The organism is Natranaeroarchaeum aerophilus, from assembly GCF_023638055.1.
In the GTDB taxonomy this organism is placed as follows: domain Archaea; phylum Halobacteriota; class Halobacteria; order Halobacteriales; family Natronoarchaeaceae; genus Natranaeroarchaeum; species Natranaeroarchaeum aerophilum.
Genome location: NZ_JAKRVY010000006.1, coordinates 156,446 through 169,693 on the forward strand (window position 1 = coordinate 156,446; position 13,248 = coordinate 169,693).

The following is a 13,248-nucleotide window of genomic DNA, read 5'->3' on the forward strand; positions in this document are numbered from 1 at the left end:
GGTAAAAAGGCCCGTGCGTTTAAAAGTGCTGTTGTCGACACTCGTCAGGCTTCGGCCTGCCATTTCCGGATCCGGTCCGCACTGACGCCGTCGACCTCACCAGCCACGTCGTCCGCTGGCGCGCCGGTCAGGTCGTCGATGCTCTCGATGCCCGCCGCGGCGAGCTTCTCGGCGGTCTTCGATCCCAGCCCCTCAAGTGCTTCCAGATCCGTCCCGGAGTCGCTCTCGCGGGCCTGATATTCCCGGTAGTTACAGATCGGACAGCCCAGCTCCCACGGCTCGTCGTCGTTGTGGACGAGCAGCTCCGGAAGATCGTGTTCGTCACAGCGCTCGTCGGTGACCTCGATCTCGCCGCGCCGGGGGAGCGGCAGCGAGTAGTCACAGTCGGGATATCGGTTACAGCCGACGAGTCGGGAGCCGTTTCGCAACTGCTTGATGACGAGTTCACCGTCGTGTTCGTCGCCACACTCGGGACACGCCCCGATCACTGGTCCCTCGCCCGCATCGTCGGCTTTGCACTGTGGACAGCCGTGGACGAACGTGCTGCGCCCCGCGAGCATCTTGACGTGGTTCAGGCCGTGGTCCTCACAGACCTCTTCGAGGATGAGCGGCTTGCCCGTGCTCGGCAGCGGGAGCGTGTACTCACACTCGGGATAGCCGTCACACCCGATGAATGAGGAGCCGCCGCGGCTCCGGCGCAAGAGCAGGTCCTCGCCACACTCCGGGCAGGGGCCGAGTCGCTTGTCGGCCTTGAGTGACTTCTGGAGGTGGTCACCGATCTCCTCGCGCGAGTCAGTGAGATCCTCGAAAACGCGTTCGAGCATCTCGCGGGATTCGGCAGTGACGTCGTCGAGCGTCGCCCCGCCCTCCGCAATGGCGGTCATGTCGGCTTCGAGTTCGCTCGTCATCTCCTCGCTGACGACGCGGTCGGCGTACTCCTCGGCAGCCTCGACGACCGCCATCGCGAGCTGTGTCGGTCGCGGCGGGTCGTTCTCGATATAGCCGCGATCGTACAGTTTTTCGATCGTGTGGTGGCGGGTCGACTTCGTACCGACCCCAAGCCCCTGCATGGTCTCGATGAGTCGCGACTGGCCGTATCGCCGCGGGGGCTGGGTCTCCTTTTCCTCGATACGATTATCGACGATCGACAGCTGTTCGCCCTCGTCGACGTCGGGGACGTAGTTCTCGTTCGTGCTGAAGTACGGGTAGACGTCGTGATAGCCCGCTTCGAGCAGCCGCTTGCCGTTGGCCTTGAACGTCACTGCCTCCGTTTCGTGTGGGAGCTCGACGTCGACCGCCCCGGCAAGCTCGGAGACGACTTTCAGGTGCTCCCACGTGGCGTCCTCGGCGAGGGTCGCGAAAAATCGACGGACGACGAGTTCGTAGATCTCCCATTCGTCCTCGGAAAGGTCGGCTCGTTTCGGGAGTTCGTCGGTCGGGTGGATCGGCGGGTGGTCGGTGGTCTCCTCGTCGCCCTCGGTCGGCTCCAGTCCGTCGAGGTCGAGCAGTGATTCGGCGTCCTCGCCGAACGTGTGGTGGCCGACGAAGGAATCGAGCAGGTCCTCGGGCTCGAGGTCGTCGGGGTAGACCGTGTTGTCGGTTCGCGGGTAGGTCATGTAGCCCGCGGTGTAGAGATCCTCGGCGATGCTCATCGCCCGCTGTGCGGAGTAGCCAAGCGAGCCCGCGGCGCGAATGTACTGTGTCGTATCGAACGGTGCGGGCGGCGTGTCGGTACGGGTTCGCCGGGAGACGCTGTCGACCGTAACCTGCCCGTCTTCTCGGGCGATTCGATCGTAGATCGCCTCGGCGACCGGCTCGTCCCAGACGCGTTCGGCCTCGTTGCCGTCCTCGTCGCGATAGAAGTACTGGGACTCGAAGGCCGAGCCGTCCTTGTCGAGGTCGGCGAAGATCTCCCAGTAGGTGTCGGGATCGAACGCCTGAATCTCGCGTTCCCGGTCGACGATCAACTTCAGGGTCGGCGACTGGACGCGGCCGACCGAGATGAAGTCCTGGCCGAGCTGGCGGGCCGACAGCGAGAGAAAACGGGTGAGCGCCGCCCCCCACATCAGGTCGATGACCTGCCGGGCCTCGCCCGCTGCAGCCAGATCGAAATCGAGCTCTTCGGGCTCGGAAAAGGCGTTTTGCACCTCGTTGTCCGTGATCGAAGAAAATCGCACGCGGTCGATCGGCACGGAGTCGTTGACCTCGCGGACGAGTTCGTAGGCCTCCTTGCCGATTAGCTCGCCCTCGCGATCGTAGTCAGTGGCGATCGTGACGCGGTCGGCCTGCCGTGCGAGCGAACGCAACGAGGCGACGATCGACTCCTGTGTCGGTCGTTTCTCGACCTCGGCGTCGATCAATTCGACGGGCTCGACGTCGCGCCAGTCGCTGTACTCCTCGGGGAAGTCGACCCCGACGACGTGACCGGAGAGGCCGATACACCGCTTGCCACCCCATTTGTATACGTTGACGCCGTTCTGGCGTGACGACGAGGCGGAGCCCCCGCTGAGGATATCGGCGATTCGACGCGCTGCGTTGTCCTTTTCGGTAATGATCAGTTCCAAGCAAACCACCCCCGACAGTATGTGTCGGTCGTTGTCAGCAGTAGAGCCAGACCGCTGGTAAAGCTTTCGGGGTCGGGAACCACAAGAGAACGCCGGGCTTCGCCGAATGGGGGACTACTCTTCGTCGAGCAGATGGACGATCCCTGTCCCCTCGACGAGGACCGTATAGCCCGCATATTCGAAGGAGACTCGCAGTTCGGAGTCACTGGTTCGTGCACAGAGTCTGTCGAGCGCTTCGGGATCGACTGCATCGTAGAGTGGGGGTAGATCGAGCGGATCGCGGTCACCGGTTTCCGCGACGAGCGAAACGACCGCTTCAGCGGTCGATCCACTACCGTCCGGTTCGAAAATGGCTTTCGGCCCCTCGGCTGCGAGCGACGTCCCATCCAGTGTCGCACTGGACTCCGTAGACAGGTCGTGAAAACTCTCTTTGTCCATACTCACCCTCCGACACCTATCAACTTGAAACCTCTCCCCTCATTATTTTCTGCAGACATGTGTGCTGGGCTTCAAGAATACACATCTCGGCGTGCCGGACGTTTCTAGTCCGCCAGCTGCTCGCGGAGTAGCTGGTTAACCGTTCCCGGATCCGCGCTTCCGCCGGTCGCGGCCATCACCTGTCCGACGAGGAAGTTTAGCGCGTCGTCCTGCCCGTCGTGGTAGTCCTCGACTGCGTCGGGGTTCTCGTCGATAGCGTCCGCGACAGCCGACGCGACGGCATCGCCGGCGGTCTTTTCCAGCCCTTCGCGTTCGACGACGGTCTCCGGATCCTCGCCCTCGTCGAGCATCTCCCGGAGCACGAGCTCCTCGGCGTTTTTGACCGTTATCTCCCCGGTGTCGACGAGTTCGACCAGCCGCATGAACTCGTCGAGGCGATCAGCGACGTCCGTGATGGCCATATCCCGGTAGTTGAGTTCGCCCAGCAGGTTGTCCGCGACCCACGTGGCGGCGAGGTCCGGGTCGAACGCCTCGGCGACGTCCTCGTAGAAGTCAGCAACCTGTTTCGTCGAGGTGAGTTTGCTCGCGGCTTCCTCACCGAGCCCGTACTCCTCACGGAACCGTTCGCGGCGGGCAGCAGGGAGTTCGGGGATCTCAATGCGCTCTTTCCAGTCGGCGACCTGCAGCGGGGGCAGATCCGCCTCCTCGAAGTAGCGGTAGTCCTTTTCTTCCTCTTTCGAGCGCATCGAGACGGTGATCCCCTTGGACTCGTCCCAGTGGCGGGTCTCCTGTTCGACGCCGCGGCCGCGCTGGATCGCGTTGCGCTGGCGCGTGACCTCGTAGGCCAGCGCCTTTTCGGCCCCTTTGTGACTGGAGATGTTCTTGACCTCGGTACGGTTGGCCGCAGCAAGCGCCTCGTCGCTGAGTTCGCCGTCGCCGTCACGCTCGTCAGCCTCGATCAGCGAGATGTTGGCGTCGACGCGCAGGCTGCCATCGCGCGTGCTGTCGAAGACGCCCAGATACTCCAGGACCTCCTCCATCTTCGCGAGGAATGCCCGTACTTCGTCGGGACTGCGGAAGTCCGGTCTCGTGACGATTTCGAGCAGCGGGACGCCCGCGCGGTTGTAGTTAACCAGCGTGTAGTCGGCCGTGTCGATCGAGCCGCCGACGTGCTGGAGGCTACCGGGGTCCTCTTCGAGATGGGCGCGCTCGATGCCGATGGCGCGGCGGTCGCCCTCGACACTGACTTCCAGCGCCCCGCCCTGACAGATCGGCTCGTCGTACTGGGTGATCTGGAAGTTCTTCGGCAGGTCAGGATAGAAGTAGTTCTTCCGGTGAAAGCGGGTCTCCTCGGGGATCTCCGAGTCCAGCGCCTTGCCGACCTTGACGGCGGCCTCGACCGCCCCCTCGTTCAGTACGGGTAACGCGCCGGGCAGTCCCAGACAGACGGGACAGGTGTTCGTGTTCGGCCCGGACTCGTCGGCGTCGGTCGAACAGCCACAGAAGATCTTCGTCTCGGTCTCTAACTGGACGTGGACCTCCAGTCCGATCACGACGGTGAGGTCGGCGTCCTGCTGGGTCGCCTGCGCGGTCATTGTGAGTCGCTTCGGGGTCCGACTGCTAAAGGCTAACGACACCGAAACGACCGCACATACCGGCTCAATCGAAGAGCGTCCTGGCTCTGCGGTATATCGGCGATTCCAGCCAGTCGCGAGTTTCTGCAGCGCGATCGAGTTTTTCGAGTGCCGTTTCGCGAGGCAGGACATCGCGCTGTACGAGTGCTTTCAGGACTATCGGGGAGATGGCCACCTGCCCGTCGACGACGGACTGGAGTTCGGGCAGTGCTCGCAGATCATCAGTGATGAGGAAATCCGCCGATAGATCGTTCGCGAGACGGGCGGTAGTCGCTTCCCCCTCGTCGATACGGGAGGATTGCACCGTCGAACAGTCGGTCGGGTGTCGCTCGATCGACGATCGGTTCTCGATCACAGTGCGTGCTGCTTCGCCGTGAACGTCGTCGTACTCCGCCGTGTTTCCGAGCTCCTGGATGACCGTTTCCGTGGTGTGTACCTCGAACTCCGAGAGGAAGACGTCGAGCAAATCGATACTGGCGATGGTAACAAGCGCACTGGTATCCGCGACGATCATCAGAGTCCTGCCAGATCGTCGGCCATCTCTTCACCGCTCTCGAGCAGCTGCTTCGAGGCACGGATCGCTTCGGCGTCCTGTCGACTGACGAACTCATCGAGGACTTCGAAGTCGATCCGTCCGTCGAGATACAGATCAACGACTGCTTCCCTGAACCGGTCGTCATCCTCTACCGATTCCAGATATTCGTGCAGTGCCTCTTTGAGTATCTCCGTTCGGTTTTTATGGGTGATCTCGGCTGCGACATCCGCTTTCTGGACCAGACTTTCCGGCAGCCGGAAGTTCACTCGTCTTGTCCCCATGGATGTATGTACGTTGTACCCACACATTCAAATAGTTGCTCCCTCGTTCACAGCGGGTCGGCCGATCCACAACATATTTCCACCACCGATGGATCCCTACCAATATGTCCGACTCCAATCCGACCGACATCCCCTTCGGACTGTCACCAGTACAGCTCCAGTCGCTTGGTCTGCTACTGTTCGGTATCGGCTTTTTTTCGCTCGTGCTGTACTTCGCCGAGGACGTCACGCTCGATCACGCGCTCTGGATCGTCCTGTTCGTGTTCACCGGCGGGATCATGATCGGCTACGGCTCGGCAAAGCACAACGCTGACGGCTGGTAGCGCGATAGAATCACATCAGAAAGTTATACATTGTCTGACGCGGATTTATGAGGCCAGAGCGTACGTGTCATAGATATGTCGAACGACCGCGTCGAAGAACTCGAAGCGACGGTGTCGGAACTGGAGTCGACGATCCGTGGCCTGACCGAGGAGCTCGTCGAAACCAAAGAGCGCGTCCGAATGCTGGAGAACGAAGTCGATCCCGAACCGGCCGCAACGGTTGGCTCCACGGGGTCGGAGGAGAGCATGCCAGCAGAACCCGAGGGGGAAGCCGCGCCCGAGGACGTACAGGAGGCCGCAGCCGAAGCCGATAAGACGGATGAGGACAACGCTGAGGACGAACCGGACGACTCCGGGCTGGGCGACGACATCATCGTCGCCTGACTCGGACCGTCACGTCCGCGTCACTCACCATGCATATCAAAGAGATCGTTCTTGACAACTTCAAGAGCTTCGGACGAAAGACGCGGATCCCCTTCTATCAGGACTTTACGACCGTTAGCGGGCCGAACGGCAGCGGAAAATCCAACATCATCGACGCCGTGCTATTCGCGCTCGGACTGGCCCGTGCACGCGGTATCCGCGCACAGAAACTGACCGACCTCATCTACAACCCCGGATACGACGACGGCGACGCCGCTGCGGGACCGAAAGAGGCCAGCGTCGAGGTCGTGCTGGACAACGCCGACGGAACACTCGACCGGGGGCAGGTGGTAAACGCCGCGGGCTCGGAGGATGTCGGCGATATCGAGGAGATCACCATCCGCCGCCGTGTCAAAGAGACCGAGGACAACTACTACTCCTATTACTACCTGAACGGACGCTCGGTCAATCTCTCGGACATTCAGGATCTGCTCGCACAGGCGGGCGTCACGCCGGAGGGGTACAACGTCGTCATGCAGGGCGACGTGACCGAGATCATCAACATGACGCCCCACCAGCGCCGCGAGATCATCGACCAGATCGCGGGCGTCGCCGAGTTCGATGCAAAAAAGGAAGACGCCTTCGAGGAACTGGAGGCCGTCAAAGAGCAGATCGACGAGATACAGCTTCGGATCGACGAGAAGGAAGCGCGCCTCGAACAGCTGAGCGACGAGCGAGAAACTGCCCTTGAGTACCAGTCCCTCCGCGAAGAAAAGGAGGAGTACGAGGGGTATCTCAAGGCCGCCGAACTGGAGGACAAACGCGCGGATCTGGATGGCGTCGAAGACGATATCGAGGAGCTAGAGGACGAACTCGATGAACTCGAACGAGAACTCGACGAACGGCAGGGACGGGTCGTCCGTCTCGAAGAAGACCTCGAAGACCTGAACGCAGAGATCCAGCGCAAAGGCGAGGACGAACAGCTGGAGATCAAAAGCGAAATCGAGGGGATCAAAGGCGATATCGCCCGTCTGGAGGACAAGATCGAGGCGACCGAGGAACAACGCGACGAGGCGGAAAACCGTCGGCGCGAGGCCTTTGTCAAGATCGATCGCAAACAGGAGGAGATCGACGATCTCGAAGCCGAGATCCGCGAGACGAAAGTCCGGAAGTCCTCGATCGCCGCGGATATCCAGAGCAAGGAGTCCGAACTCGCGGAGGTCGAGGCCGAGATCGACGCGATCGACACCGAGTTCGACGAGCTAAAGGAGCAACTGGCCGAGCGGAAGGCGGACCGCGAGTCGATCAAGGAGGAGCGAAACGACCTCCAGCGCGAGAAGGATCGCCTGCTCGATGAGGCGCGTCGACGCTCGAACGAGATTTCCGATCTCGAACGCGAACTCGACGACGCCGAAGAGCGAATTCCGGAGCTCGAATCCCAGATCGGAGATCTGGACGCCGAGTTGCAGAAAGCGACCGCCAACCGCGAGAACATCCAGGAGGTCGTCGACGACCTGCGACGCGAGAAGCGTTCGACCCAGGAGCAACTCTCCGAACTCGACGAGAAGATCCAGGCCAAACAACAGGAGTACGCGGAACTGGACGCTCGCGCCGACGAGAGTGGGGACTCATCCTACGGCCGAGCCGTCTCGACGATTCTCAACGGGAATCTCGATGGGGTCCACGGGACCGTCGGACAGCTCGGCGGAGTTCCAAAGGAGTATGCGACGGCCTGTGAAACCGCCGCAGGCGGGCGACTGGCGAACGTGGTCGTCGACGACGACGGCGTCGGCCAGGACTGTATCGACTACCTGAAATCCCGCAACGCCGGGCGGGCTACCTTCCTGCCGATGACCGAGATGCACAGCCGGAGCCTCCCCTCGAAGCCCTCGGATCCCGGCGTCGTCGACTTCGCGTACAACCTCGTCAATTTCGACTCCTCGTACGCGGGGATCTTCTCGTACGTGCTCGGGGACACGCTCGTCGTCGAGGACATCGAGACCGCCCGGCAGTACATGGGCGACTACCGCATGGTGACACTGTCGGGCGAACTGGTCGAAAAAAGCGGCGCGATGACCGGCGGCTCGACGAGCGGGTCGCGATACTCCTTCTCGAAGAGCGGGAAGGGACAGCTCGAACGGGTCGCAGAGGAGATAAACGAGTTGCAAGACGAACGCGCTTCGCTCAAGGAGGACCTCCAGTCGGTCGAGGAACGCCTCGACGACGCGCGCGACCGGCAGACGAAAGCCGCAGAGCAGGTACAGTCGATCGAGTCGAAGATCGAGTCCACGGAGGGCGATATCGAGGAGATCCGTACGGAGATCGAGCGCAAGGAGGATCGACTCGAGGAACTCCGCGACGAACGCGAGGACGTCGACGGTCGGATGACCGAACTGGACGAGGAGATCGACAGCAAGGAGTCGACACTTGCCGACATCGACGCCGATATCGACGAGCTAGAGTCCGAACTCGCGGACTCGCGGATCCCGGAACTCACGGCGGAAATCGAGGAGATCGAGGGCGAGATCGACGACCTCGAAGACCAGCAGGACGACCTCGATGCCGATCTCAACGAGTACCAGCTCGAAAAGGGCTACGCCGAGGACGCCATCGAGGAGCTTCAGGAGACCGTCGAATCGGCACAGAACCGCAAAGCAGAGTGCGAAGAAGAGATCGCGGAGTACGAAGAACGGATCGAGGAAAAAGAAGCGGAGCTCGAAGAAAAGCGCCAGGAGGTCCTCGATCTCGAAGACGAACTGGCCGAACTCAAAGACGAGCGCGAGGCGCTCAAAGCGGAGCTTCGTGAGGCCAAATCCGCCCGCGACGAGCGAGCAGATGACGTGAGTCGTGTCGAGAGCAAGCTCTCCGGGAAGCGCGAGACAGCAGAGCGTCTGGACTGGGAGATCGACGAACTCGAAAGCGCGGTCGGCGAGTACGACCCCGAGGAGATCCCTGACCATGACGAGGTGACCGAGACCGTCGAGCGCCTCGAATCGGAGATGGAGGAGCTGGAGCCGGTCAATATGCTGGCAATCGAAGAGTACGACGACGTCGAGGCCGAACTCGACGAGCTAACTGAGGGCAAGGAGACGCTCGTCGAGGAGCGCGACGGCATCGAAGAGCGGATCGACTCCTACGAGGCTCAAAAGAAGGCGACGTTCATGGACGCCTACGAGGCGATCGACGCGGAGTTTCAGGATATCTTCGGACGCCTCTCGAACGGTACTGGTAACCTGTATCTCGAAGACGAGGCCGACCCCTTCGAGGGCGGCATGACGATGAAGGCCGAACCGGCCGACAAGCCGATTCAGCGCCTCGATTCGATGTCCGGCGGTGAGAAGTCACTGACCGCGCTCGCTTTTATTTTCGCGATCCAGCGGTACAACCCCGCGCCGTTCTACGCGCTCGATGAGGTCGACGCCTTCCTCGACGCCGCGAACGCCGAGCGCGTCGGCGAGATGGTCGATGAACTCGCTGGCGACGCCCAGTTCATCGTCGTCTCCCATCGCTCGGCGATGCTGGACCGCTCCGAGCGTGCGATTGGTGTTACGATGCAGGACGACAACGTCAGCGCGGTAACGGGAATCCAGCTGGGCGAACTGGAGGGTGACGCCGAGGTGAGCGCGGATGACTGAAGAGGACATTCCGCTGGATATCACGGGTCACGACTCTCGCTCGGACAGCGAATCGCCGCTGCCCGAGGAGTTTGTCGACGACGAAGGGGATACGGGAAACGGTGACGACGTGACGGATACGGACGAGGACGGGGTCGAACCCGTCGAGTTGCTCGTCGGGATGGCCGAAGACGGCGAGATCGACCCGTGGGATATCGACATCGTCGCGGTCACCGACAAGTACCTCGATCTACTCGACGAAGCTGACCTCCGGACATCGGGACGAGCGCTGTTTTACGCGAGCGTCCTGTTGCGGATGAAAGGCGACCAGCTGCTTGCGGGGCCCGACGAGTCCGATCCGGAGCCCGAGCCATGGGAAACCGCCTTCGAGGAGGCTCCAGCCGATGCTCCCGCCGGGATCGATCCAGTTGCAGGACTCGAAGCCGAGATGGAGCGTCGGCTCGACCGCAAGAGTGCGCGTGGGAATCCCGAGACCCTGGACGAACTGGTCCGGGAACTGCGCGAGGCCGAGCGCAACTCGCGGTGGAAAGAATCCCGCGAGTACGACACCAGCGGCTCGCCACAGGGGTTCCAGCGCGGCACCCAGACGCTGGATTACCACTCGGGTGATGATTTCCGGGCCGACGAAGAGCCGACCGAGGCGGAAGTAACCAGCAACACCCACGGTGAGGACATCGAGACGGTAATCGAGGACGTCCATGCGACGCTGCGCGAACAGTACGAGGCGGGGCGTGCGGAGGTGCTCTACGCCGAAATTTCGACCGCGGGTGGCAGCCGCGTGATGACGTATTTATCCTTGCTCTTTCTGGCGAACCGCGGGCACGTCCGGCTCGAACAGGACGAGCTGTTCGGCGACCTCTGGGTTCGGGATCCGAACGCGGTGACCGGCAGTGAAGAGGCAGTGGCGGACTGACGAACCTCCGATCCCAGATTCGTTACTCATTCCATTTGAGAGAAAGTGTTATATTTTGTCGTGGTGTATGGTATCGTATGACACCCGAACGAATGCGTGAGCGGCTCGAAGAATCGGGAGACAGAATCGATCTCGACCGCTACGTCACTGCACTCCAGTACGTGCGGGACGACGGGCGGCGTCGGTGAGCTGTGGAGCGGTAGACGGTCCCGTTCAGGAGAGCCGCCAGCAGTCCTCGCCCGCGTCAGTAGTTCCGGCGTACTCGATCTCTTCACGGCGTTCCATCTCGGTGAGCACCTCGTCCATCCGACCGGGCTGTGCGATCTCCATCTCGATGCGCTGGACGTCGTGGAATGCGGCGAGATGGTGTCGCAACGACTCCTCGTCGAACGTCTCCTGATCGGCTTTCTCCATCACGCCGGTGAGGAGATCGATCATATCCTCGATGAAGTTCCAGGGATAGACGATCCACGCCCACTCGTCGAGTCGCTCCCCGACGAAGTCGGGCTGGAACTCGCTTGTACCGAGCAACTGGAGCGTCGCCGTTCGGACCTCGCCGGGGTTTCGCTCCTCGACGTACTCCTCGGCGCGTTTGATCGAGCCACCGGTGTCGGCGATGTCGTCGATGATCAACACGTCCTTACCCTCGACGCTTCCCTCGGGCATCGGATAGCGGACCTGTGGCTCGTCGGCTTTCTGTCCGGTGCCGACGTAGTGTTCCATCTTCAGGCTCGCCAGATCGTCGAGTCCAAGGAAGTCACAGAGACATCGCCCGGCGAACCATCCCCCACGGGCGAGCGCGACGACAACGTCCGGCTCGAACTCGGCGGTCTTGATGTCGTCGCTGACCTCGCGACAGAGCCCGTAAATGTACTCCCAGTCGGTAATCGTGCAGTTGAAGTCGTCCGGAAGGTCGGACATCGGTATCACTCGGTAGGTCACACCGCAGTCTCTAAAGCAGTTGGGTTTGCGGTCGGACCGGCGGATCCACTCGCCGTACCGGGAGCGCCACCCCTTTTCCCGCGGTCGTCACCACTAATGCAGTGGTCCCCGTGTGTCCTGCCATGAACGACGAGGAGACGATCGAAGTCAGTCTGGTCGACGCGTTCACCGAGGAGCCACTGACCGGCAACGCCGCGGGAGTCGTCACCGAGGCAGACGATCTCGCGGACGAGCAGATGCAGGCCATCGCCCGGGAGCTATCGGTGAGCGAAACGGCGTTCGTAAGCGAGAGCGACGAGGCGGATCGGGCAATTCGCTACTTTACGCCGCAAGAAGAGGTCGATCTCTGCGGCCACGCGACTGTCGCCATGCACGCCCACCTGACCGAAACTGGCGCGATCGAACCGGGAACCCACACGCTCGCGACGAACGTCGGCAGTATCGAGATCGAGGTTACCGACGACGGCGTCGTCTGGATGGGCGGTGACTCTCCGACGGTACGGCCGGTCGAGATCGAGTACGGACGACTGGCTGACGCGCTCGGGATCGACGAGATTGCGCTCAGCGAACCGGGGGTCGAACTGTCGCCCGCCGTCGCCTCGACCGGTGAACCGTTCCTGATGGTCCCGGTCACGTATCTTCAGGCGTTGCTAAACGCCGAACCGGACGACGCCGCGATCGACGAACTCTGTGCCGCGGTCGACGCCACCGGGATCTACGCGTTCACGTTCGACGCGCTCGATCCCGACTCGACGCTGCACGCCCGGGCGTTCGCGTCGCCGGTGGGCATATCGGAAGATCCCGTAACGGGGACAGCAAGCGCGGCAGCCGGAGCCTACCTCCGAGAGATGAACGCCTTTGGGGGCGAGCTTCCCGAGGAGATGCTGTTCGAGCAAGGGCACGTGCTAGATCGTCCGGGCACAGTTCGCGTTCGGGTGGGTGACGGGATTCGGGTCGGCGGCCACGCGGTTACTTCTCTGGAGGGTGAACTGGCGGTTCCGCCGGCCGAAGACGACGAGATCGTCGAGGTGTAGTTGGAACGGGTCGGTCCCGCTACTGATTGTCTGTCGGCGTGTTCGTCGGCTGGTCGGGCGTCGGCGGCTCGTCGCCAGTATCCGGTTCGGTCGGCGTCGGATCGCCCTCGTCCTCCAGATCAGTCGTCAGGGCCTCGGCGTGTTCGTCGACGCCGAGGCGACCGACCTGCTGGCGCGTCGTCTCGACGTCGGCGTGGATGTCGGCGAGTCGGTCGTCCAGCACGTCGAGGATCTCACTTTTGACCGTCTGGGTGTCGAACCGATCGGCCATCTCCGACTCCGTGGCCTCCGTAAGCGTCATGTAGAACGCTGCGGTCTTGCCGATCTGCCAGACCACGAATCCAAACAGGATCAACAGGGATCCGAGCACGATGTTCGTAATCTCGATCGATCCCCCACCGGACTGGCCCGGGAGCTGACTCATGACGATGTCTACGAAGCCGAACCACACTCCTGTCACGGCGAGCGCGAGGCCGAGAAGGAACGAGACGAGTGCGATACCACGGTAGTAGATTGTCCATCGTAACGCTTCTGTCAGTTGCATCGCCGGAAACCATTCACTCTGACTTAATAAACGTTGGTCGGA

The 13,248-nt window shown here is 62.0% G+C and carries 12 protein-coding genes; 5 read left to right on the top strand and 7 right to left on the bottom strand.

The features are described from left to right. Positions 1-44: 44 nt before the first annotated feature. The 5 genes from AArcSt11_RS11725 to AArcSt11_RS11745 form a co-directional block, all read right to left on the bottom strand. Entirely contained in the window at positions 45-2,564 is a 2,520-nt protein-coding gene (locus tag AArcSt11_RS11725) for a DNA topoisomerase I (protein WP_250597264.1), read from the bottom strand. Between the two features lie 114 nt (positions 2,565-2,678). Next, positions 2,679-3,002, bottom strand: coding sequence for a DdfA family disk-determining factor (gene ddfA, locus AArcSt11_RS11730; protein ID WP_250597265.1), 324 nt, complete (start codon positions 3,000-3,002; stop codon positions 2,679-2,681). Positions 3,003-3,106: 104 nt separating this feature from the next. Beyond that, positions 3,107-4,597 (bottom strand): Asp-tRNA(Asn)/Glu-tRNA(Gln) amidotransferase subunit GatB, encoded by a 1,491-nt coding sequence (gatB, locus tag AArcSt11_RS11735; protein ID WP_250597266.1) that lies wholly within the window; start codon positions 4,595-4,597, stop codon positions 3,107-3,109. A gap of 64 nt (positions 4,598-4,661) precedes the next feature. Beyond that, entirely contained in the window at positions 4,662-5,150 is a 489-nt protein-coding gene (locus AArcSt11_RS11740; protein ID WP_250597267.1) for a PIN domain-containing protein, read from the bottom strand. Further along, positions 5,150-5,452, bottom strand: coding sequence for a ribbon-helix-helix protein, CopG family (locus tag AArcSt11_RS11745; protein WP_250597268.1), 303 nt, complete (start codon positions 5,450-5,452; stop codon positions 5,150-5,152). Before AArcSt11_RS11745 ends, AArcSt11_RS11740 begins: the two co-directional genes overlap by 1 nt. A gap of 104 nt (positions 5,453-5,556) precedes the next feature. Here AArcSt11_RS11745 and AArcSt11_RS11750 point away from each other — a divergent pair, with 104 nt between their 5' ends. From AArcSt11_RS11750 to AArcSt11_RS11765, 4 genes are all read left to right on the top strand, one after another. Then, positions 5,557-5,775, top strand: a complete 219-nt coding sequence (locus tag AArcSt11_RS11750) for a hypothetical protein (RefSeq protein ID WP_250597269.1) — start codon at positions 5,557-5,559, stop codon at positions 5,773-5,775. A gap of 75 nt (positions 5,776-5,850) precedes the next feature. Next, complete coding sequence (locus AArcSt11_RS11755) at positions 5,851-6,159, top strand: DUF7518 family protein (protein WP_250597270.1); 309 nt, start codon at positions 5,851-5,853, stop codon at positions 6,157-6,159. 29 nt (positions 6,160-6,188) lie between these two features. Beyond that, on the top strand, positions 6,189-9,773 hold the full coding sequence (gene smc, locus AArcSt11_RS11760) for a chromosome segregation protein SMC (protein WP_250597272.1): 3,585 nt from the start codon (positions 6,189-6,191) through the stop codon (positions 9,771-9,773). Then, the gene (locus tag AArcSt11_RS11765) at positions 9,766-10,686 is read left to right on the top strand and encodes a segregation and condensation protein A (protein ID WP_250597273.1); all 921 of its coding nucleotides are present in this window, start codon (positions 9,766-9,768) and stop codon (positions 10,684-10,686) included. Before smc ends, AArcSt11_RS11765 begins: the two co-directional genes overlap by 8 nt. Before the next feature lie 213 nt (positions 10,687-10,899). Here the strand turns inward: AArcSt11_RS11765 and AArcSt11_RS11770 are convergent, their stop codons facing one another. Then, positions 10,900-11,607, bottom strand: a complete 708-nt coding sequence (locus AArcSt11_RS11770; RefSeq protein ID WP_250597274.1) for a phosphoribosyltransferase — start codon at positions 11,605-11,607, stop codon at positions 10,900-10,902. A gap of 143 nt (positions 11,608-11,750) precedes the next feature. Here AArcSt11_RS11770 and AArcSt11_RS11775 point away from each other — a divergent pair, with 143 nt between their 5' ends. After that, positions 11,751-12,662: a PhzF family phenazine biosynthesis protein gene (locus tag AArcSt11_RS11775; protein ID WP_250597275.1), complete on the top strand. Its 912-nt coding sequence runs from the start codon at positions 11,751-11,753 to the stop codon at positions 12,660-12,662. 19 nt (positions 12,663-12,681) lie between these two features. Here AArcSt11_RS11775 and AArcSt11_RS11780 read toward each other — a convergent pair whose 3' ends face one another. Next, positions 12,682-13,206 carry a hypothetical protein gene (locus AArcSt11_RS11780; protein ID WP_250597276.1) on the bottom strand — a complete coding sequence of 175 codons (525 nt, stop codon included), beginning with the start codon at positions 13,204-13,206 and terminating at the stop codon, positions 12,682-12,684. Between the last annotated feature and the right edge of the window lie 42 nt (positions 13,207-13,248).